The 23,420-nt window shown below is 40.0% G+C and carries 19 protein-coding genes; 7 read left to right on the forward strand and 12 right to left on the reverse strand.

Going from position 1 to position 23,420, the window contains the following annotated elements:
- Positions 1-14 precede the first annotated feature (14 nt).
- The 6 genes from DNJ75_RS04360 to DNJ75_RS04385 all read right to left on the reverse strand — a co-directional run bounded on the left by DNJ75_RS04360 (position 15) and on the right by DNJ75_RS04385 (position 9,493).
- Positions 15-1,490 (reverse strand): sodium-dependent transporter, encoded by a 1,476-nt coding sequence (locus tag DNJ75_RS04360; RefSeq protein WP_157968202.1) that lies wholly within the window; start codon positions 1,488-1,490, stop codon positions 15-17.
- 152 nt (positions 1,491-1,642) lie between these two features.
- Positions 1,643-4,723 (reverse strand): efflux RND transporter permease subunit, encoded by a 3,081-nt coding sequence (locus DNJ75_RS04365; RefSeq protein WP_117001967.1) that lies wholly within the window; start codon positions 4,721-4,723, stop codon positions 1,643-1,645.
- A 3-nt stretch (positions 4,724-4,726) separates the two neighbouring features.
- Complete coding sequence (locus tag DNJ75_RS04370; protein WP_157968203.1) at positions 4,727-5,926, reverse strand: efflux RND transporter periplasmic adaptor subunit; 1,200 nt, start codon at positions 5,924-5,926, stop codon at positions 4,727-4,729.
- A gap of 280 nt (positions 5,927-6,206) precedes the next feature.
- Positions 6,207-7,148, reverse strand: coding sequence for an alpha-L-glutamate ligase-like protein (locus tag DNJ75_RS04375; protein WP_117001969.1), 942 nt, complete (start codon positions 7,146-7,148; stop codon positions 6,207-6,209).
- A complete protein-coding gene (locus DNJ75_RS04380; RefSeq protein WP_117001970.1) occupies positions 7,149-8,750 on the reverse strand; it encodes a UUP1 family membrane protein in 1,602 nt (533 codons plus the stop codon).
- Positions 8,747-9,493 (reverse strand): ATP-dependent zinc protease family protein, encoded by a 747-nt coding sequence (locus DNJ75_RS04385; RefSeq protein WP_117001971.1) that lies wholly within the window; start codon positions 9,491-9,493, stop codon positions 8,747-8,749. The genes DNJ75_RS04380 and DNJ75_RS04385 overlap by 4 nt, the downstream gene beginning before the upstream one ends.
- A gap of 153 nt (positions 9,494-9,646) precedes the next feature.
- On the opposite strand from DNJ75_RS04385, the gene DNJ75_RS04390 reads away from it, so the two are divergent.
- Together DNJ75_RS04390 and DNJ75_RS04395 are read left to right on the forward strand one after the other, a co-directional pair.
- On the forward strand, positions 9,647-10,267 hold the full coding sequence (locus DNJ75_RS04390) for an IMPACT family protein (protein ID WP_117001972.1): 621 nt from the start codon (positions 9,647-9,649) through the stop codon (positions 10,265-10,267).
- A gap of 63 nt (positions 10,268-10,330) precedes the next feature.
- Positions 10,331-11,398 carry a beta/alpha barrel domain-containing protein gene (locus DNJ75_RS04395; RefSeq protein WP_117001973.1) on the forward strand — a complete coding sequence of 356 codons (1,068 nt, stop codon included), beginning with the start codon at positions 10,331-10,333 and terminating at the stop codon, positions 11,396-11,398.
- 29 nt (positions 11,399-11,427) lie between these two features.
- Here DNJ75_RS04395 and DNJ75_RS04400 read toward each other — a convergent pair whose 3' ends face one another.
- Positions 11,428-11,898: a Fur family transcriptional regulator gene (locus tag DNJ75_RS04400; protein WP_224742296.1), complete on the reverse strand. Its 471-nt coding sequence runs from the start codon at positions 11,896-11,898 to the stop codon at positions 11,428-11,430.
- A gap of 326 nt (positions 11,899-12,224) precedes the next feature.
- On the opposite strand from DNJ75_RS04400, the gene ubiD reads away from it, so the two are divergent.
- The 4 genes from ubiD (at position 12,225) to DNJ75_RS04420 (ending at position 16,462) form a co-directional block, all read left to right on the forward strand.
- Positions 12,225-13,712: a 4-hydroxy-3-polyprenylbenzoate decarboxylase gene (ubiD, locus tag DNJ75_RS04405; protein ID WP_117002046.1), complete on the forward strand. Its 1,488-nt coding sequence runs from the start codon at positions 12,225-12,227 to the stop codon at positions 13,710-13,712.
- Between the two features lie 105 nt (positions 13,713-13,817).
- On the forward strand, positions 13,818-14,579 hold the full coding sequence (locus DNJ75_RS04410; protein ID WP_117001974.1) for a CDP-alcohol phosphatidyltransferase family protein: 762 nt from the start codon (positions 13,818-13,820) through the stop codon (positions 14,577-14,579).
- Between the two features lie 286 nt (positions 14,580-14,865).
- Positions 14,866-15,432 (forward strand): UbiX family flavin prenyltransferase, encoded by a 567-nt coding sequence (locus tag DNJ75_RS04415; protein WP_117002047.1) that lies wholly within the window; start codon positions 14,866-14,868, stop codon positions 15,430-15,432.
- Between the two features lie 13 nt (positions 15,433-15,445).
- Positions 15,446-16,462 (forward strand): DUF475 domain-containing protein, encoded by a 1,017-nt coding sequence (locus DNJ75_RS04420; protein WP_117001975.1) that lies wholly within the window; start codon positions 15,446-15,448, stop codon positions 16,460-16,462.
- Between the two features lie 34 nt (positions 16,463-16,496).
- On the opposite strand, the gene gcvPB is transcribed toward DNJ75_RS04420, so the two are convergent.
- From gcvPB to gcvT, 4 genes are all read right to left on the reverse strand, one after another.
- Positions 16,497-17,951, reverse strand: coding sequence for an aminomethyl-transferring glycine dehydrogenase subunit GcvPB (gene gcvPB / locus DNJ75_RS04425; RefSeq protein WP_117001976.1), 1,455 nt, complete (start codon positions 17,949-17,951; stop codon positions 16,497-16,499).
- A 3-nt stretch (positions 17,952-17,954) separates the two neighbouring features.
- Positions 17,955-19,337, reverse strand: coding sequence for an aminomethyl-transferring glycine dehydrogenase subunit GcvPA (gene gcvPA / locus DNJ75_RS04430; RefSeq protein WP_117001977.1), 1,383 nt, complete (start codon positions 19,335-19,337; stop codon positions 17,955-17,957).
- 429 nt (positions 19,338-19,766) lie between these two features.
- A complete protein-coding gene (gene gcvH, locus DNJ75_RS04435; RefSeq protein WP_117001978.1) occupies positions 19,767-20,150 on the reverse strand; it encodes a glycine cleavage system protein GcvH in 384 nt (127 codons plus the stop codon).
- Between the two features lie 39 nt (positions 20,151-20,189).
- Positions 20,190-21,296 (reverse strand): glycine cleavage system aminomethyltransferase GcvT, encoded by a 1,107-nt coding sequence (gcvT, locus tag DNJ75_RS04440; protein ID WP_117001979.1) that lies wholly within the window; start codon positions 21,294-21,296, stop codon positions 20,190-20,192.
- A 201-nt stretch (positions 21,297-21,497) separates the two neighbouring features.
- Between gcvT and ylqF the strand changes: the two genes are divergently transcribed.
- Positions 21,498-22,340 (forward strand): ribosome biogenesis GTPase YlqF, encoded by an 843-nt coding sequence (ylqF, locus tag DNJ75_RS04445; protein WP_117001980.1) that lies wholly within the window; start codon positions 21,498-21,500, stop codon positions 22,338-22,340.
- Positions 22,341-22,342: 2 nt separating this feature from the next.
- On the opposite strand, the gene DNJ75_RS04450 is transcribed toward ylqF, so the two are convergent.
- Complete coding sequence (locus DNJ75_RS04450; RefSeq protein WP_117001981.1) at positions 22,343-23,308, reverse strand: biotin--[acetyl-CoA-carboxylase] ligase; 966 nt, start codon at positions 23,306-23,308, stop codon at positions 22,343-22,345.
- Positions 23,309-23,420: the final 112 nt, after the last annotated feature.

Below are 23,420 nucleotides of genomic sequence, written 5' to 3' on the forward strand. Positions count from 1 at the left end.
AGTATGTATTAGCTTTAAACCTTGCGACTTAAGCGCTGAGCAATTACAACACTCAATATTAAAATCAAAGCGCCTATTCCCCATAAGTAACCATTAGGATAGCCGCCATAACCACCTGAGATGTCGGCGTAGACCTGCTTGATAAACAGTACACTTAATACAATCGGAATAATATAAGCGGTTAATGCTTTAAACATAACATGCAATATATTATTGGCATTATGATTAGGGAAAAGCTCGCGCGTGAGCTTATTAATATCATAAAGCCACGCGATCACAAGTGCTTCGGCAACCATCACAACAAGCATTAAATAACCATTGATAAAATGATCAACCACATCAAGCAAATACAACCCATTACCCATGGTATAAAACAGATTACAAATAAGCAAAGCCACGCAAATAATAAATAAAATACTGGCACGCTTAAGTTTAATCTTGCTATCCATCAAAGCTGCCAAGACCGCTTCAAATAAAGATACGATCGAGGTAAATGCCAAAAAGAAAACCGATGCATAAAAGATAAATGAGAAGAATTCTTGTGCTGCAGGCAGCAACGTCAAAGCATGTGGGATAACGACAAATGCCAAACCAATGCCACCAGAAACCACATCATGAATACTCTTACCATCGACGTGTGCAACATGCCCAAGTACTGAAAAGACAATCATACTGCAGATAATTGATGCTAACGTATCACCAATCACCACAATCGTACATGTGCGCCCAATTTTGACATCCTTGCCCAATAACGCACCATAAGCAAACATAACCCCAGTCGCTAGAGAAATTGAAAAAATCACCTGTGTTGCTGCAGCAAACCAGATTTTGGTTTCTAAAAGGGATGACCATATTGGCACAAATAACGCGTATAATCCGGTAAGGCTTCCCGATAAAGAAACTGAATTAGCCAGTAAAATAATTAACAATATAAAGGGAATCGGGGTGATCCATTTTGCAACAAACGCCAAGCCACTGGTGCCTCTATATAATGAAATATACGTCAATAGCAAAATAGCAATTACACCGAGCACAATTGCCAACTTAGGCGTGCCAAAGCTATCAATGCCCGCACTTAATCCTAGAAATTGATTAAAGAAATAACTTTCACTGCCTGTTTGCCACGGCATTTTAAATGAATCTACGGCAAAATTAAGTACCCATGAGGTAATCACGATGTAGTAAGTCAACACACCAAAGGCAGCAAGGACTGCAAGCCAACCGATGATTTTAAAACGCTTGGCATGACCAATAAGTGCTAATGATTCAGGTGCGCCTTTTTTTGATACTTTACCCAAGCCTACTTCAAGGATTAATAGCGGCAAGCCAATGCACAGTAAACAGGTGATATATGCGATAAAAAATGCCGCCCCACCATGCTCATACGCCAAATAAGGAAAGCGCCATAAGTTGCCAAGTCCAGCTGCAGATCCCACCGCTGCCAAAATAAATATCCAAACGGATGTAAAGTCTTTGCGTGTTTGCCCCATATTTCCTCCTGTTTTCAACAAAAGACTATTCAACATAGTCCAAAAAGTATCTTATTTGCTACTGAATTTATGTCAACATACGAAATCATTCACATGGGTTTTGATCTGCAATCCCTTATCAATAAATACATTCCATTGTTTACATATTCAAATTATCTTTGTAATAATCGCGCCTTATTTGCTTTGAGTATTTTCTTTTTCTTATGATCTAAAGGTGACAAGATCACATAAGCCACAGGCACAATCAATAGCGAGAATATTGTACCAAAACAAAGTCCACCGACAATTACCCAACCAATCATATTATTAGCGACATTTCCAGGACCCATCGCCAGTGCTAAAGGAATTGATCCCAAAACCATTGCCGAGGTTGTCATCAAAATAGGACGTAAACGCGTAATTGCACCCGTTTTAACAGCATCGATTAAAGAGACACCCTCTTTGAAGTTTTCATTAGCAAATTGCGTGATCAAAATACCGTGTTTACTAATCAGCCCGACGAGTGTAATCAAACCTATATTCGTAAATAAGTTCAAATCCCCTCCTGTCATTAGCATCGTGATCAAAGCACCTACCGTTGATAAAGGAACGGTAAGCAAAATAATAAATGGATCGACAAAGCTCTCAAATTGAGCAGCAAGCACCAGATAGATAAAAATCAACGCCAAAGCAAATAAGCCAAACATCGTACCACTCGAGGATATGAATGCTGCCATACGCCCACCAAAATCAACACCAGCGCCATCAAGCTTTGTTTGATTTGCCAGTTTATTAATTTCGTTATAGACCTCACTCATGCTATAGCCGCTTGAGATATTCGCACTAATTTGCGCTGTGTTAACCCGATTGTATCTAAAGAGGCTACTTTGTCTAACATCCGGTGTTACCTTGATTAAATTTGACAATGGCACCATTAAACCTGAATCACTTGGCACATAGATCTTACTTAAACTGCCAAAGCTTGATAAGTCTTTCAGATTCATTTGCACCAAAACTTGATAGCTTTTCTCATCGGTTTTAACGTCAGTAATATGTTTACCACTCATCAAAATACTAAATGTATCAGCGATATTTTGCGGATCAACGCCAACATTAGCAGCAAGCTCACGTTGAAACTTGACATTATAAACGACATTATCAAACTTCAGACCATTGTTAACATTATTAAGTCCTGGGTAATTCATAAGTTTCTTGGTTAGACTATCAGCAGCTTTAACCAAATGATCAATTGGTCCTACATTATGCAAATAAATAATCACATCAGAGCCATCCGCATCGGGTCCAAAACTCACAGGGTCTGGGACACTCATACTGACTTTGATGCCAGGAATCTGCTGTGCCTCGGCGAGTAATTTGTCAATAATTGTCTGAGTTGATACTTTACGTTTATCACCCCATGGTTGCATTGTGACAAAGTTATTTGCATTACCCGAGAATACATATTCGGCATTATTCAAAATATAAGGATTATTATCATAAACACGCTGACTTAACATGTTCATATAATAATTGGTATAATCAAGAGCTGCACTTGGCGGAGAAGTAATTGTCGCCTCAAAATATCCAATATCCTCTTTAGGAATAAATGACTGAGGCACGACTTTAAACAACATAAAACACAAAACACCCAAAGCAACAAGTAATGCTACCACCCAATATTTTGCCTTTAATACGAAGTTTAATATTTTGGCATAAGCCGCATTTAATTTATCGAAAATATGCTCTAGCCAAACTTCTATTTTGGTTTCTTTTTCACGTGATTTTAAAATATAGGCACACATCATCGGTGATAAGGTCAATGCGACAAAGCCTGAGATTAAAACCGATCCCGCTAAGGTAAAAGCAAACTCTCTAAAAATAGTCGCACTAAAACCTGATAAAAAGCCAATTGGCGCATAGACTGCTGCCAGTGTTAGCGTCATCGCAATCACTGAAAACCCGATTTCAGCTGAGCCTTGTACGGCTGCATCAAAAGGTTTCTTGCCCATTTCAATGTGCCTGTGAACATTCTCAAGGACAACAATCGCATCATCAACCACCAGGCCAATGGCAAGAATAATTGCTAAAAGTGTGACAACGTTAATACTAAAGCCACACAGTAGCATAACACCAAAGGCACCGATAACGCACACTGGGATGGTTAAAATCGGAATTAGCGCAGCACGAATACTACCTAAAAATACAAACACCACCAACATTACCAAAATAATTGCTTCAAGCAAGGTGTCATAACCATCCGCAATGGATTTCTGTAAAAAGGTTGATTGATCATAAACCACTTTAACTTCCATGCCTTTTGGTAGCTGTTTGGCAACACGCTTAAGCTCTTCTTTGGCAAGGTTTGCTACGGTAATTGGGTTGGCATTGTCTGTGGGGCGCAGCTGTACACTAATGGCATTTTGCCCATTAATCAACATGGGCGAGTCGCTTAAACTCGCATTACCCAAATCCACTTTTGCAATGTCTTTTAAATAAACCGGTGCACTACCACTATCTTTAACGACAAGGTTTTTAAATTGATCTGCTGTAGTCAAATCGGTATCTGAACTAATGGAGAAATTACGATATTTGCCACGAACACTACCGCCTGAGAAGCTAATATTATTACTATTTAAGGTGCTTTGCACATCCGAAACGGTAATACCAAGCGCTGCCATTTTTTGTGGATTAAGCCAAATTCGCATCGCGTAATCACTAGCACCATAGACCCAAACAGCCCCCATACCTGGAATGGATTGAAAGATCGGAACAATATTCTTTTGCACATAGTCACGTATTTGTGCTGATGTTAGATTTTTATCTAACACGCCCAAGTTAACCACAGGGCGCTCAACGCCCCCTTGAGTCACACTAGGCGCATTAATATCAGCAGGCAGTTTCTGCGAAATAATACTTGAGATATTATCACGCACCTGCCCCATGACATTGGTCATATCAGCATCATCGGCAAAGGTTAGATTAATCTTACTACTACCATATGAACTCGTTGAGGTCATCTTGACCAAGCCATCGATATTATACAGTGCATCTTCAACCGGTACCGTAACATCATTTTTCATCAACGTTGGTGAGGCGCCTGAGTATGAAATCGAGACTTGCGCAATTTTCTGCTGAATCTTAGGGAAATAACGAATCTCAAGATAGCTAAAGCCAACGATACCTAAGACGATAATCATCAAACTTAAAACAACCGCAAAAACGGGTCTCTCAATACAAATTTTTGAAAGCTTCATGCGTTACTTACTTCCATTATTACCATTGGTTGCTGCTTGATCGTTAACCCCAAAGCCGCTTTTTGGATCAACATTAATATTTAATTCTTTTTGTAATTTATCAAACCCTGGTGGTGGTAAATCAGAAATGCTAATTTTAGCGCCATCAGTAAGCTTAAATCCGCCAATCGTCACCACTTTTTGACCTTCTTCTAAGCCTTTGGTTATCTGTGTCCAACCACTGCGCACCATGCCGATATCTACTTGTACGGCTTTAACCGTATTATCAGGGTTGACCACATAGACAAATGATCCTTGTTGATTGGTCTGAATTGCCATATCTGGTAATGCCAAAATCGCTTGTTTATCCTTTAGGATTTGTGAAACCGACATAAACATCCCCGGAGACAATAAATAATCATCATTATTGACTTCAGCCTCAATCTCAAGTGTGCCACTTTTGCTATCTACCGTTGGCGAGATGTAGTTAACAATACCTTTGAATATTTTCTTGGGATACGTTTCAGTGGAGAGCTCAACCTCATTACCAATTGCTACTTTTGGTTTAAGATCTGCTGGAATCGCAAAGCGTATCTTTAGGGGATTTTCCTGTGTTAATTGCACAACAGCAGTACCCGCTGCCACATATGCACCAACATCAAACTTATAAATCCCAAGCACTCCGGTAAATGGTGCTTGTAGTTTATCATGAGCGACCACCGTTTGCTGTTGATCAACATCGGCTTGCGCTTGTTGTAAATCCGCATATTTCTGGTCGATATCTTCTTTGGAAATTGCACCTGATTGCTCTAACAACTTAACGCGAGAATAAGTCTGTTTGGCCAAATTTAACTTTGCTTGCAATGAGCTTAACGTTGCCATATCTTGCTGATCATCTAAAGCTGCAACCGTTTCACCTTTTAATACCCGATCCCCATTTTTGAAATACTTCTCTTTTAATTTACCACTATTATCAAAGCTTAAATCAACCTGTTTTAACGCATAGATATTACCGACTGCGGTAATCGTCTCTGGCACATTAATCTTCTTAACCTCACCGACATTAACCGCCGTTGGTTTGACCACTTGCTCCTTGTCAGCTCCGTAAGCAAACTGATGTAGACTCATCAATGGGACAGCTAAAGCCATCATCAACGTAGTGATCTTTACTGTTTTTAATGTTTTTAAGATTTGATATTTGCTATTTACATTATTGTTGTTCATAGGCTCACTTGTCATTGAATGTGTTAAGTCATAAGCTAATTTGATTATAGCCACTGCTTTTATTATGTCTAATAAACTATGATCTTTTATTATCACTAACTGGAATTACGCACTTTTTCTATTTCAACACCCCGCCTCACAAGCTCGGCACCCCTCTTGCAAAGAGGGGAATTAAAATCACCGTCGCCCAATTCCCCTCTTTGCAAGAGGGGTGGCAGCCGTAGGCTGACGGGGTGTTTATAAAATCATAGTTTTTCTAAGACGCCTAACTCCAGTAAAATTATAAGCGATCTAAAACATATTTAATACGCTCTTCCTTGGTCATTGGCTCATTAAGCACTGGCTTAATCAGTGCATGACGCTTTGCCAGACCAACTTGGTTCGCGATTTGAATATTAAGACCAGGGCGCGCATTAAGCTCAAGCATCAAAGGCCCATGATCTTTATCTAACACCAAGTCAACACCCAAATAACCTAAATTGGTCATATCATAGCTAGCACTTGCGATTTTTAGACACTCTTGCCAATGTGGCACGGTAATTCCCTCAATCTCATGCAAGGTGTCTGGGTGATGCGTGATAATCTCATTATGCCAAACACCATGCAGTGTCAAACCAGTTTTTAGATCAACGCCAGCACCAATTGCACCTTGATGCAGGTTTGCTTTGCCATTGGATTGCTGTGTTGGTAAACGCACCATTGCCATTACTGGAAAGCCTTTGATCAAAATAATCCGAATATCTGGCACCCCTTGATAGGCAACTTTGGCAAAGGTTGGATCAAACTGAATCAAGTATTCAATCATCGCTTTATCAGGACGACCACCGAGTGAGTAAGCGCCGCTTAATGTGGTTGAAGTATGATAGCGCAACTGATCTAGCGTCATTAATTTACCATTTGCCAAACGGTAGCGATTATTAATAAAGTGCGTAATGACAAGAATACCCTCACCACCGGCACCTTGCGCAGGTTTTATCACAAACTGATGGCGATCGCCTAAGATCGATTGCAGGTTTTTATTATCATGCTCTGAACCAATTACACCATAAAGCTCAGGCACATTAATACCATGCTCAAGTGCCAAGGATTTGCTCTTGAGTTTATCATCAACCAGTGGATAATATTTGCGATCATTATATGCTTGGATATAGCCAACATTGCGATTATTAATTCCCAGCACACCGGCTTGTTTTAGTGCACGCCATTTACTAATCCACCACATTTACTGATCACCTTTACCCGTTTTACCTTGCTGCTGATCATTAATTTTCTGTGCTAACGCCTCAAAGCGATAAAGCTCAGTCAAACGGTAGCCACGATAACGTCCAATTAATAACATCACAGCCATGACCACTAATAGCAATCCTGGGAATGTAAAAAACCAATACTCTAAATAGGCATTAAAGATAAAGATATAACAGATCGTTGCAGCCAACAGACTACCAATCGCAATTTTAATGGCTTCAGTGCCACCACGTTCTTCCCAAACAATCGATAAACGCTCTATCGACATGGTTAAAATAACCATTGGGAACAAGGTAATCGATAAGCCTTGAGATAGCTCCATCTTATGCATTGCAATACTAATCAATGCCATAATAAGCACAACAACACACAGAAGCATCCCAAGCCGTGGCACGACCAATAATTGTAATTTCTCAAAATAAGCTCTAAAGCTTAACCCTAAAATGACCACCAATGAAAATAAGATAATTCCCCATACCAAAGTGGTATCCTTAAAAGCTAACGCAATCAATACCGGCATAAATGTACCCAATGTCGGCACGCCGATAATAATGCGCAAAATCAAAATAATCAGCACCCCAAAAGGCACCATTAAAATGATTTTATAAATTTCCTGTGTTTGCGCAGGCAAATTAAGTAACGAGAACTCATATATATTTTGCTTCACAGTATTATTTTTAAGATCCAGATAACGCTCCATCGGGATGCTTTGTTGTGCTGCGGTAAAGGATACAAGCTTAACTGTCCCGCCCTGGACATTGACAAAATCACCATTACCACTCCACCAGGTCATCGCTTTGCTATTAGGATTATCAATATACTCACCTGTGCTAACATCATACGTATGCCAATCTTTGCCATAGTAAACTTTAATCCACGTTGGCAAGTTCTTAAGACTCAATTTATCCTCATACTCATAAGGTACCACATGAATAATCAAGTTCGGCAAATTAAGCTCAGTTAATAAATAATTAAGCAATCTTGCGCGCGTTTTTGCCGTGGGCTTGCCACTGGTCATCTCCTGCCAGAAATACAGATTACCATCATCATTAATAAAGTTGATGGCTTGCGCAATCAAGGTGGGCGAATCTGCTGATTTCTCTGCAATCCCCTTGGCAGTCGTTAACAACGTTAATAACTTCTTAGGCTCTAGAATATCTTTTATTTTCTTTTTTTCTTTTTCAAGATCAGGGATGGTGCTTGGTGCACTTTGTGCATTACTTGCCACCGTCACATCATAAATTACCGTTTGCTTGCTATTAACCTCGCTTTTAGAGAGCACTGCCATACGGTTATTTTTATCCTCTGAACGCAATACAATCTTACCAAAACCTGAAGCATTAATACTTTCATCTAGTACATCCGCCTTAACCAAGTTTGGTACCAACAAGTTCACCTTAAGCGATGAATCCGTCGTATCTGGCACAATCTGCAGCTCAGCATTAAACTTCCACGTCATATTCTCATCATTCGGCCACCACGACAGCCCAAGTTTAAAATGCTGATAAAGACTAAAACCAATACCTGCAACCAACAAAATGATCAAAAGTGTGAAAAACTGCTTATTAACTTTACTCATTGCTTATCCATATCATTTGTATTGCTATCATTTGACGCTTCATCACTAACGTCATTTTCTTTCTGTAGTTTCTTTGATTTGTTATCAGAAACTCCTGTTACATCATTTTTTTGATCACTGTTTATTGTTGCTTCTTTTACTTCTTTTACTTCTTTTGCTTCTCTCTCCTCTTGCTCTTTTGCCATCTTAGCAAATAGCGCTTCACAGGCACTGCCATCCACCGTGAATTTTTGTGCCGGATCGATCACAGCACCCAATTGAATCAATGCTTTACGCCCTAAAAGTAGCGGATAATCAAAATGCGTTCTATCGGTTAAATTAACTTCAATCGTATAGATTTTGCCATCAAAACAAACCGGCATTTCAACCACAGGGCGCTCATCATATTGATCTTTTGTGTCTTCACCGGCACGGTTTTTAATCTTCATCTCACGCTTTAACGGCAAATCATATGCTACCTTTTCGACCTTATCTTTATTGCGCTTGCCCTGCTGTTCTATCGCTTCATGGGTGACATCAAAGCGCACATATTCCTTCCCATCCTTTTCGTATACGTGAATATTTGTCGCTGAAATCGAGGAAACCCCAGCCCCCGTATCTAGCTTGGCATCCAATAACGTTTTGCTTGGTAAAATATACACATTTTCAACATAGCCATAACCTGTTTTTATATTTGCCATCGCTGTACTCGTCATTAATATGGTTGATAAAGCTAAATGTTTGATGATCTTATTTGCCTTCATTTGTTTCCCTTTAAAAATTTTTACCTTTAGGCAGTAAATTGCTTCGTAGTATAGTTATAAACTTGGCATTATGCCAATGGATATGCTATTAACTATAAAGCCTAATTATAAAGCGCCTAATAACACCATACTTGCATTAATTGAACCTTAAGAATGACAACAACATCGACTATGACAGCAAATTATTACAGCGTTGAATGCATATCACAGCATGAGATTGATCCGATTAAAAAGTCTCGTTTTATTGCTCATTTACTGCCGTTGACAGAGCCATCCACGCTTCACCGTTTCTTGCAGCAACTGACCAAAGAATATGCCAATGCCAATCATCACTGTTGGGCTTATCATCTCTTTGACAATCAGCAGATTCGTTTTAATGATGATGGCGAGCCTTCAGGTTCCGCTGGAAAACCCATCCTTAATCACCTTCAAGGCAACAAACTCATTAATGCTGCCATTGTCGTGACGCGAATCTTTGGCGGCACCAAGCTTGGCGTGGGCGGCTTAGTACGCGCCTATGGTCAAGCAGCCAGTGAAGTCATTAAAAATAGTCAGCTTGTAACTTTCACACCAACCAAAAAACTCTCCCTGACCTATCAATACAGAGATACCGCATTAATTGAGCAAGTGCTACACACACTTAAATTAACAGCGATTGATTCAATCTTTGGCAATGACATTACCTTGCACTTCGATATTGCATTATCACAATGGGATACCACTTATCAAGCGCTATTAGAAATGACACAAGGACGAGTCATTATTCATCGATAAATCGCTTTGCATTTCCTTTTTTTTTCTCTACCATGTGACAAATCAATTGAGTTTGAAGCAGCTATGTTACATCCAACTTACGATATTCATAAGTCTTATGACGAGAATTACAACAATGGACCCATGTGTGATTTTACTATTCCCACACGCATTTCATTAAAACCGATTAACTTGTGGGGCTACCAAATAAACTCACCCATTGGCGTGCCAGCGGGTCCTTTAATTAATGCCGAATATATTAAGCTATATGCCCAGTTAGGCTTTGATCTACCGGTGTATAAAACCGTGCGCACACTTGAACGTAAAGTGCACCCGGCACCGAACTGTTTAATGGTTGACAGTCATAAGCAACTAACCATCGATGATATTGGCCAAAATATTTACCCATTTGATCAAGCACCACAAACACCGCATGAGATTGCCATTACTAACTCTTTTGGTATTCCAAGTAAATCAATAGAAATCTGGCAAGCAGATATTGCCAAAGCCAATGCGTTTATGGCGCCTAATCAGCTGATGATCGTCTCATGCGTTGGCACACCTGTGACAAATCGCAGTTTTATCGATGACTTTGTTCTTTGCGCACAAAAAGCGGTTGAAGCGGGAGCTAAAGCCATTGAGCTTAATTACTCATGCCCTAATGTTGTCTCTAAAGAAGGTAGCATTTATCAAGATGCTGCGCTTTCAAGCACGATCTCACAAGCGGTAAAAAAAGCGATCAAGGATGTGCCGCTTATGATCAAGATGGGCTATATCAAAGAAGAGACCAAAGCATATGACATCATCAAAGCCAATGCGCCATTTGTTGATGGAATTGCAGCAATTAATACCATCTCAATGCAAGCAAGAAATAAAGATAACAGTCAAGCACTTCCTGGTGAGGGACGCTTAAACAGTGGCATTTGCGGTAGTATCATTAAAGATCTATCGCTTGAAATGACTAAACGCATTCATAAGATACGCAAAGAAAATCACTTTGATTTTGTGCTTTGCGGTGTGGGTGGCATTGTTTGCCCTGAAGATATTGATGATTACCTAAACGCGGGCGCTGATATTGCTATGAGTGCAACAGGTGCGATGTGGAATCCATTATTAGCACATGATTGGCAAAAGTTGCAGACAACAAAATAGTCACTAACTCACGCGCTTTTTATCCTTCTTTATTTTTTCTTTGGTTTACTCAAACAATCCTTACATTCGATATAGAGCACGGAACTATGCTCAACGAGATTGCCGCCTAGCTCTTCGACTGCTTTCATTTGTCTTGCTTCAATCACATGATCAACAAACTCCTCCACTTTGTGACATTTAACACAGATCATATGATCATGATGATCATCCGAATCAAGTTCATACACTGCTTGCTCTCGACCAAGGTTTAAGCGCTGCAAAAGTCCTGCCGACTCAAATTGTGCCAAGACGCGATAAACCGTCGCAATACCGATATCTTCTTCTTTTTCTTTAACAATTCGATAAACATCATCAGCAGATAAATGGCGCTGATCTGATTCTTCAAAAATACGTAATATTTTCAATCGTTGTTGCGTGATTTTTAATCCCGCCTGTTTTAGATCTTCTTTTCCTAGTGACATTGTGTATAAGCACTCATTAAATTCGTCAATGCTAGACATTCTAACCTGATCATTTCGATAAATGAAGAAGTCACTACTACAAAATCTTCAGTTGTTTATCTATTGCCAAACAAAAACAGTTGCTTTCAGCCCCCTCACCCGTGCAGCTTATGCGGCACGACCTCTCCCGCAAGGGGGAGGTTATTTCACGTTGGCTGAGCGTTAGTTGAAGCCATTATGCAATCACTCAACCGTACCCTTCGACTATGCTTAGGGGACGGTTAATACTTTACACTTTTGAGAAATCAAAGCGTCATACTTGCTTTTTTGCATCGTGAATCATTACCATAAGTGCCATCTTTAGATAAATTGATAAGACATTTATGCTGAACTACAAAGACTTACGCGAATTTTTAGATCACTTGGAAGAAATAGGTGAGCTAAAACGCATCAAACAAGAAGTATCGCCCTTTCTGGAGATGACTGAGATCTCATCGCGCGTACTGCACAACAAAGGACCCGCTCTTTTATTTGAAACCCCGAAAAATCATCATATGCCAGTGTTAACCAACTTATTTGGCACTGAAAAGCGCATTGCGTTGGCACTTGGTGCAGATGATGTCAGTCAACTGCGTGAGATTGGTAAACTTTTGGCTTATTTAAAAGAACCTGAACCGCCAAAGGGTCTTAAAGATGCTTGGGATAAAATGCCGATATTAAAGCAAGTCTTAAAGATGTCACCTAAGATTATTAAGAATGCGCCATGCCGTGAGGTAATTATCAATAAAGAAGACATTGATTTTTATCAAATGCCCATACAAACCTGCTGGCCTGGAGATATTGCCCCACTTGTTACATGGGGTTTAACCATCACCAATAGCATTCGTAAAGAGCGTTTAAATCTAGGTATTTATCGCCAACAAGTTATTGGTAAGAATCGCCTTATTATGCGCTGGCTTCATCATCGCGGAGGTGCGCTTGATTACCAAGCATGGTGCAAAGCCAATCCTGAAAAGCCTTTTCCGGTATGTGTTGCATTGGGTGCAGATCCCGCGACTACTTTAGGTGCAGTGACCCCCATTCCTGATACGCTCTCTGAATATGCTTTTGCCGGATTATTGCGTGGTAGCAAGACCGAGCTCACTCCCTCGATACTTCATGGTGAAGATATTATGGTACCAGCGCATGCTGAGATCATTTTAGAGGGCTTTATATATCCCAATGATATCGCTGAGGAAGGTCCCTTTGGTGATCACACCGGCTATTATAATGAAGTTGAAAAGTTTCCTGTATTCACCGTTGAGAAAATCACTCATCGCAAAAACCCGATTTATCACAGCACCTATACTGGGCGACCACCAGATGAGCCGGCTATTTTAGGTGTTGCCTTTAATGAGATATTCGTGCCCATCATTCAAAAGCAATTCCCTGAGATTGTTGATTTCTATTTGCCACCTGAAGGTTGTTCCTATCGCTTGGCAGTCATTAGTATCAAAAAGCAATACCCAGGACACGCCAAACGCGTGATGATGGGTGTTTGGTCATTCTTGCGCCAATTCATGTATACCAAGTTTGTGATTATTGTTGATGATGATATCAATACCCGCTCGTGGGAGGATGTGATCTGGGCAATTACCACTCGTATGGATCCGACAAGAGATACGACCTTGATCGATAATACACCGATTGATTATTTGGATTTTGCTTCGCCTGTTGCTAGCCTAGGCTCGAAAATGGGACTAGATGCAACCAATAAACTCCCTGGTGAAACAATGCGCGAATGGGGAGAAGTGATCACCATGCGCCAAGATATTATTGATAAGATTGATGCGATCTGGGCAGATTTAGGGATCGATAATGACTCAAAAGCCTAAGCAGCCCAAAGCCTTCTTCACGTTAAGGCAGAATAATTTTTACAACTTCCTATCTTAAGGTTTTTTTGCTACCCTATGCGGACTTTGAGTTTACTTTAAAAACCTATGCCTATTTTTTTTCAACGTATTTACGCATGGTTCGTACATTTATTTACCGCTAGTGGCGCTGTTTTCTCGGTACTGGCACTAACCAGCTCAGCACAAGCTTATGCGGCTAAACTATTAGGAAACCATCTTGATTATATCCATTATTTAAAGCTTTCTTTTTTATATGTCGTCATTGCGATTTTAATTGATGCCGCTGATGGCACATTAGCACGTCGTGTTGATATCAAAAAGCTAGCCCCTTTAGATGGTGGCTTATTAGATAATATTATTGATTTTACCAATTACGCGGTTATCCCTGCTGTGTGGGTTTATATCACCGACGTCGTACCTGATGGCTTTAAAACACTTGCGCTTATCTTGATCATGCTTGCCTCATGCTATCAATTTTGCCAACTTGATGCTAAAACCAAAGATCACTTCTTTAAAGGCTTTCCAAGCTATTGGAATCTGGCAATTTATTATCTGATTTATTTCCAGTTCTCGGGAACCACTAACTTTGTAATTATTGTCGCTCTGACGATTTTGACCTTTGTGCCGATTAAATACATCTACCCATCACGAATGAATTATCTAAGCAAGCGTAAATCAATTATTTCATTGATGTTTATCTACACATTGATATGGGGCGCGGCAACGATTGCTTCAGCGCTTATTTGGCCAATATCTAATGCCCTTTTGACTTGGACGATTGTTAGTTATATTTTGGTCTATTTTCTCTTTAGTCTTTATCGCACTTTGAAGCCCTTAAACTGGCTGTAAATAATCAGATGTATAAAGTATTGGGCGTATGCAATACGCCCCTACAAAAACATCTATAAAATACCGCACCTGTCATATATACCCATCGTAAATCATTTCTCAATGTTTAATGCTGCAGAAGTGTTTGATGATCTTGAGCGATTGGATTGCAGATAATAGCTAGGACTATTGGCAAAATCCAATCGCTCAAAAGCGCAAAAAATTCAATGGCAGAAATACTGTAAAATGGTTTACGGTGGGTATATACTCCCAACCAATTTAAATGATGACTTTATTATTCAAGCACATGCTTAAACATAATCGAATTATTATTGCGTTATCCGGTGCTACCGGCATTGAATATGCTGTCAGAATGCTCAAAGTTCTAAAAGTGCAAGGCATTGAAACGCATTTAATCGTATCAAAACCCGCTGAAATGACACGTGAATACGAAACAGCGTATCGCTCACAAGAGATCAAATCCTTAGCACATAGCTATTATGCTAATGCTGATATTGGCGCTAAAATTGCCAGTGGCTCTTACCCAACCGATGGCATGATTATCATCCCCTCATCGACCAAAACTTTGGCTGAAATTGCCAATGGCATAGGGGATTCGTTAATTGCGCGCGCTGCGGATGTCGTGCTCAAAGAGCGACGTAAACTGATTATTTGCTTAAGAGAAACTCCCTTTAGCTTAATACACATTGAAAATATGCAAAAAGCAACATTAGCAGGTGCGATTATCATGCCGCCTGTACCTGCTTTTTATCACAAACCGCAAACGCTTGATGACATCATCGATGACTTTGTTTATCGTACACTCGATGTTTTTGGGCTAAATTTACCTCAAATGAAACAATGGCAAGGATAGAAGGATAATAAACATGCATCAAAACCTTAAGTATTTTTACAGTGCTTTTTTCATTACGATTGTTGGCATTATTGCCGCAGTCATGCTTGAACCAACACACAAAGCCTATGCGCTTTATTTGATTTTGGTTTTGGCACTCTTGGAGATTTCATTGAGTTTTGATAATGCGGTCGTTAATGCCAAAGTATTGGCAAATATGCCAAAAAAGTGGCAGAAGATATTTATCTGGATTGGTTTGCCAATTGCTGTATTTGGTATGCGCTTAATCTTCCCTATCCTCTTGGTCAGTGTGACGACAAGCCTATCCTTTCTTGATGTCTTTAAGCTAGCTACTAATGATCCTGCGGCTTATCAACACGCCTTAGAGCTTGGCTTTCCTACGATCTGCGCATTTGGTGGGGGCTTTCTGATCATGGTGTTTTTGAAGTTTTTCGTTGCTGAGAAACATGATCTTCACTGGATCCCAGCGATTGAAGAAAATAAATTTATTAGCCTGATTCGTCACTACCCAGGTGGTTATATTATCTTTGCACTAATTATTGGTTTTATCGTTATTTACAATGCGGATAGCAATCAAGGGGGTACACTAGCACTTGCCTTTTTAATGGGCTTAATGGTGCATGAAGCATTAGGTATTTTAAACCACGCCTTTGGTAGCAATATGACGGGCAAGGTTATGCAAAATGGTCTTATGGGCTTTTTATATCTTGAGGTATTAGATGCATCTTTCAGCTTTGATGGTGTTATTGGTGCCTTCGCCATTTCAACAAATATCTTTATTATCATGATTGGTTTGGGTATTGGTGCGATGTATGTGCGCTCACTGACCATCTTCTTTGTTGAGCATCAAACCTTAACGAAATTTCGCTATCTTGAGCATGGCGCACATTACGCCATTGGCTTTTTAGCGATTATTATGTTTATCAAGATCTACACTCATGTACCAGAATGGTTAACAGGAACAATTGGGATTGGTTTAATTATCGTGGCGTTTGTTCACTCAAATATTGCAAACAAACGCTCAACATAACTCTTACTTGCATTCGACTTACGCTCAGGTCACTTTAACAGCACTGCCCAAAGACAACGTCAAGCTCGCGCACGGCTTTAACATCATCAACGCGCTTTACCGGTTGCGTTAACGGCGCTTGTTTCATTTTCTCAGGATTTGTTCGTGCTAACTCACGAATTTCAATCATCGCATTAACAAACTGATCCATTTGCTCGCGCGTTTCCGTCTCAGTCGGCTCAATCAATAAACACTCAGGCACCAACAATGGAAAATACATCGTTGGCGCATGCATATCATGATCCAAAAGTTGCTTAGCAAAATCATTGGCATTAACACCATAGGCTTTTTTCTCAGGTGCTAATGAAACAATAAACTCATGTGACGCGCGACGATTAGGTAATGCAATTGTAAAGCCTGCCAACTTTAAACGTGCCATCATATAGTTGGCATTTAACGTAGCGATTTCTGAGGCTTTGGTTAAACCATTGCCACCCAATGTTTTAAGGTAAACATAAGCACGGATTAATACGCCAACATTACCCATAAAGGCATGCATTGCACCAATGGTTTGTGGAATTGCCTCTTTACCTTTAATGCGGTAGATATCACCCTCTTTAACAATGGTTGGCACTGGCAGATAAGGCAATAAACGCTTATTCACGGCAATAGGCCCACCGCCTGGTCCACCACCGCCATGCGGTGTGGCAAAGGTTTTGTGAACATTCATATGCATTACATCAAAGCCCATTTTGCCTGGTTTAGCTTTACCCATAATCGCATTCAAATTCGCACCATCATAATACAAAAGCCCACCCGCCTCATGCACAAGCTTAGCCACCTGCTCGATATCACGCTCAAATACGCCCATCGTTGATGGGTTGGTTAGCATAATGCCTGCCGTATTAGGTCCTAGGACTTTCTTTAAAGCCTCAATATCAATATCACCTGTTTTAAGTGATGTTGGGATCTCAATCACTTTGCACCCTGCCATCACCGCGGTTGCAGGGTTTGTGCCATGTGCGGCATCCGGCACAATGATTTCATTGCGATGCGCTTCATTATTAGCAATATGATACGCTCTGATCATCTGCACTCCAGCAAACTCACCTTGAGCACCGGCACAAGGCACAAGTGACACACCATCCATACCAGTGACTTCGCTTAAAATTTCCTGTAATTCATAGAGCATCTCCAACAGACCTTGCTGTGTCAACTCATCTTGATAAGGATGGATATTTAAGACCGATGGGTTAAACGCACACTTCAATGCAATACGTGGATTGTATTTCATCGTGCATGAACCCAATGGATAAAACTGCGTATCAATCGAGAAGTTCTTTTGCGATAACTTGGTGAAATGACGTAAGACTTCAAGCTCACCTAACTCTGGTAATAAGGGTTTATCATCGCGCAAATGCTTTTGCTCAAAATGGATAATATCTGACACTGCCCATTTTTGTGAATTTGCTCTACGGTTTTCCGCTGATTTTTCAAAACTAACTGTCATTGATTATACCTCTGCTGCACAGGTTGCTAGAACTTTTGTTAATACATCGACATAGCGATTTAGATCCGTCTCATTGTGCACTTCAGTGACACATACCAATAAGCTATTGGTCTGTTGAGCATCAAACTGCCCAAGATCATAACCTAACTGAACTTGGTCTTTCGTCGCAAGCGCCTTTGCTTCTTTGGCCGAAATCGGCAAGTCCACAACCATTTCATACATATAATTATGTGTGAAACGAACTTTAACACCTGATATCTTTGATAGCTTCTCTATCAATCGATGCGTGTTTTGGTGCGATTGTAATGCCACTTCTTTTAAGCCAACAGCCCCCATTAGTGTCATATAAACTGTTGCCGCTGTGACAAGCAAGCCTTGATTTGAGCAAATATTTGATGTCGCTTTCGCGCGTCTGATATGCTGCTCGCGCGCTTGAAGTGTCAAACAAAACGCTTCTTTACCATCAACATCAACCGTGCGTCCGACAATGCGCCCTGGCATTTGACGCGATAGCTCTTCCTTGGTGGTAATAAAACCAAAATAAGGACCACCTCCACTTAAAGGCAAGCCTAGACTTTGACCATCGCCACAAGCAATATCGGCACCATCTTCCTCTTCTCCCCAATAGCCAGGTGCTTTTAACAAGCCTAGCGTCATTGGATTAACAAGACCGATAACCATTACTGAAGATTCATGTGCCCAATCGGTTATTGCATCAAACTCGGTAATCTGACCATAGAAGTTAACCTGCGGCACGATAACAGCGGCATAATCACCCACTTCAATTTCAGGTAAATCATCAATTTCAGTTTTACCAACACTTGGATTTGGCGTTAAAAACTCAAGTTCAATCCCTTGGGCATGCGTCATTGACTTAATCACATCAACATACTGCGGGAAAATCGCATCCGTAATCAGCACTTTCTTACTTTTGATTTTCTTATTAGCACGCACTGCCATCAATACGCTTTCAGCTAACGCTGTAGCACCATCGTACATCGAGGCATTAGAGATATCCATACCCGTTAATGAAGCAATCATTGTCTGATATTCATAGATCACTTGCAATGTCCCTTGTGAAGCTTCTGCCTGATATGGGGTATATGAAGTATAAAACTCACCACGACTAATCACATCAGTGACAATCGCAGGCGTGTAATGCTGATAAGCACCCGCACCAATAAAGTTGGTTTGTGGAATATTTTTAGCGCACTTATCATTAAACAAACGATGCATTTGGCACTCATTTAAACCATCTGACAAATTTAAATGGCTTTTACTTTTAATCGACTGGGGAATCTCATCAAACAAGTCTTCAACTTTTTTTGCTCCAATCGTATAAAGCATCATATCAATGTCACGCTCGGTATGCGGCACAAAAGGCATATAGGCTCCTTATATCATGATAAAAAATAAGTTGAATTTTAATCACCCCTCACCCGCGCAGCTTAATGCTGCACGACCTCTCCCGCAAGGGGCGAGGTAATAAGTAGTACAACTTATTTTTCATTGGTTACCATACCGCCCATAAACCATTTTACAGCATTTCTACCATTGAATTTTACGCTCTTTTGAGTGATTTAATTTTGGCAATAGTCCTAGCTATTACCTGCAATCCAATCACCCAAAAGCATCAAAAGCTTCTTCGGCACCGAACACCACAAAATGATTTACGAGCGGTATATGTTTCTATCGTCTTACTTACAAGGGCGTATTCAATACGCCCCTACTTACATTTAAAATCGTATTTTGTCATTACAAACAAAAACGCCCGATGTCATCATAGCTCATCGGGCGTCTCTTTATATGCCAAACTTAAGCATCAAGCTCCTCTGCGTATTCTTCTGCAGACAATAAATCATCTAATTCAGTTGGATCATCCATTTTAATTTTGAATAACCAGCCCTCATCATAACACCCTTCATTAACCATTGATGGTGAATCAATCAATGCCTCATTGACCTCAACAATTGTCCCTGAGACTGGAGCGTAAACATCCGATGCTGCTTTAACTGATTCAACAACACAAACATCGTCACCAGCTTTTACTTCATCATCCAATTCAGGCAGCTCAACAAACACAAGCTCACCAGCGCTTGATTGCGCAAAATCATCAATCCCACAAACGGCAATATCACCCTCAACACGCACCCACTCATGAGACTTGCTGTAGCGACACTCTTCTCTTATTTCTGCCATTTTTTTCTCCTTAGGTTTTATATGTCATTCATTAAGATATTAATTTTCAGTCACTGCTTTTTGGCATTCTCTATATACTTTTTCGCCTTTGCGTACAAAAGGAAATTGCACAATCTTAGCCGGAACTTGTTTATTGCGAATTTCAACAAATACATTCTCAGCATCTTTAGGGATACGTGCAAGCGCTATACTTTCAGATAGTGTTGGTGAGAAAGTGCCACTGGTGATAACCCCTGTTTTACTACTTCCTTCCACCACAACCTTTTGACCATGACGCAATACACCGCGATCCAAAAGTACCAAGCCGACAAGCTTGCTATCAATCGCAGGTTTTTTCTTTAACAATGCCTCTTTCCCGATAAAGTCGCGATCATCAGTTAATGCCACTGTCCACATTAATGCTGATTCTACAGGTGTTGTCGTTTGATCCATATCTTGGGAATAAAGATTCATCCCCGCTTCTAAGCGTAAAGTATCGCGTGAAGCTAGACCACAAGGGGTTACACCCTCGTCAATCAACTTATCCCAAAATGCACATACTTCACTTGCAGGGAGTGAGATTTCATAGCCATCTTCACCGGTATAACCCGTGCGAGCAATCATCCACTCACCATTTTTATGCATGCTAAATGGTTTTAGATTTCTCACCTCTTCTGTAGCTAAGTTTGCTAATGCAACATCAGCCTTTTGGCGCGCCTTGGGTCCTTGCACAGCAATAATTGCCAAGTCATCACGTACATTAATCTTGACGTCGAAATTGCTTTTATGTTTGTTCATCCACTCAACATCTGTTGTGCGATTTCCAGCATTAATCACCAACCGAATAAAGTCATCCCTAAAATGATAAGCGATAAGATCATCAACGATGCCTGCTCCTTCATTGAGCATACAAGAATACAAAGCCTTGCCTTGTGGTACTTTATTAATATCATTGGCTAATAAAAATCGAATAAAGCGCTTTGCATCCTTGCCAATAATATCAACCGTTAGCATGTGACTAACATCAAATATACCGGCACTTTTGCGTACCGCATGATGCTCTTCAATCACGCCTTGATATTGAATAGGCATCTCCCAGCCAGCAAAGTCAACCATTCGTGCATTGTGTTGCAAATGCTTTTCATATAAAGGTGTTATTAATCCCATGAATAACCTCGTATGGCTTAATCCTCTTACGTCGAGGGCTCATTATAGCCAAAAGAAAATAGTGAATAAATCGCTAATTGGCAGAAATTTACAGAATTTAAATTCCCCTCACCCGTGCAGCACCTTCTTCATATAGTTTACTTCACTGGGCAAATACGCTAAGGTAGCCATCAATTTACTATAAATATATTTTACCTTACGATGATTCACTGGTTTCCAGGGCATATGCACAAAGCAACAAAAGAGCTTCTTAAGCTTATGCCACAAATTGATATTGCAATTGAAGTTGTTGACGCGCGCGCACCTGAGGCAAGTGCCAATCCGGTATTGCATGAAGCAGCCAAAAGCAAACCGATTATTAAGATTCTCTCTAAATCTGATCTTGCTGATCCTAAAGTCACCAAACAATGGCTTCAGTTTTATAATGGTAAGGCGATTGCCTTGGACATTGCACGTGATAAAAAAAGCGCGCAAAAGATCATTCAATTATGTAAAAAACAACTGCCCAATCGCGGCACGCTTTTAAAGCCAATACGTGCGGTTATTTTTGGTATTCCTAATGTTGGCAAATCAACACTTATTAACAGTCTTGCCAAGCGTAAAATCGCACAAACGGGCAATGAACCTGCAGTCACTAAAAGGCAGCAAAAAATTGAGATTGAAAAACATTTTTATCTTAATGACACACCAGGGATTATGTTCCCAAGCCCGAAGGATGAAGGTTGTGGCTTTAAGCTTGCTGCTATTGGTTCGATTCGTGATACTGCCATGGATTACCCAACAACTGCTTATTTTATGCTGCAACTATTAAAACAAGATTACTCTGGAGTATTAAATTCTCGTTACAAAATTACTGAAGACTCAGAAGATTTAGAACAGATGCTTATAGAGGTTGGCAAAACACTAGGGCAGCAGCATATGCATCATATTGCCGAGAAACTTATCCAAGACTTCCGCCAAGGCAGAATAGGCAAAATAACCTTGGAAACACCAGAGAACTATTTAAAATTTCAGGTGAATGAGAATGTTGAAGAAGGTATCTAAATTTAGCTTTTTTTAATAACAGAAGTTTCACCTGAAGCAAATACGCGCTCACTATTTCCAACTTTAAGCTTCAATTGACCTAATGCATTGACACCATTAGCAACACCGGTAATCACTTCTTTATTTAAAATATTCAAACCAATGGTTTTGCCTTTTAAGTAATCATACTTATCATAATCTTCAATAAAGATACTAAAATCCTTGTTTTCAAATCGTTGTAAGCTCGGTATTAACTCATTACTGAGGCTAATAGCTAATTCATTTCGATCAATATAATGATTTAATTCACTTGTCAATGATGTCCAGTCTTGTGTAATATCACCGCGTTGCTGCATATTAACATTAATACCAATACCAATCACGATCTGGCTTTGCGCATTGGATTCGGCTTTAACTTCAATCAAAATACCTGAAAGTTTTTTGGCATTGATATAAATATCATTTGGCCACTTGATTTTAATATCTAATGTTGGGTATTTGTTCACTAAAGCTTTTGCAACACTCACTGCCACTGCCAAACTCAAACCTGATAGCTCACTTAATTCTTTTTGTAAGCTTACCTTCAGTGAGTAATATAGATTCTCAGCAAAAGGTGAGCACCACACACGATCAAAACGACCTTTTCCTTGGCGCTGCTCTTCTGCGATACAAATATGATACTTACTTTTAAGCGCTGAATTCTGCAAGTAAGTATTGGTTGAATCAACAGTTGTTAAGCATTCAAGCGCTACGTTTGTCACCTCAACAGCTGCTAAAATCTTTGCTTGATCAAGCATAATAAGCGGTGATTGTAACTTATATCCATGAACACGATGCGACTCAATCGCTATATGATAATCATTTTGCAGTTTTTGAATCGCTTTCCATACCGCGGCGCGTGTAATTCCAAGCGCATTACCGATGGTCGTGCCATCAATATAAGTCTCATGGCTTAACTGCTTTAAAATCTCTAACGTTGTTGTATTCAACTATGATTACTCCATTGTGCAACTGTGTCTTTTATTGACACATTCAGCAATATTGACAGTAAGAAAATAAAAACATGCCCCAAAGAGCATGTCTTGATATGATATTAAAAAT

It is taken from the genome of Cysteiniphilum litorale (assembly GCF_003428165.1).
GTDB classification, from domain to species: Bacteria; Pseudomonadota; Gammaproteobacteria; order Francisellales; family Francisellaceae; genus Caedibacter; species Caedibacter litoralis.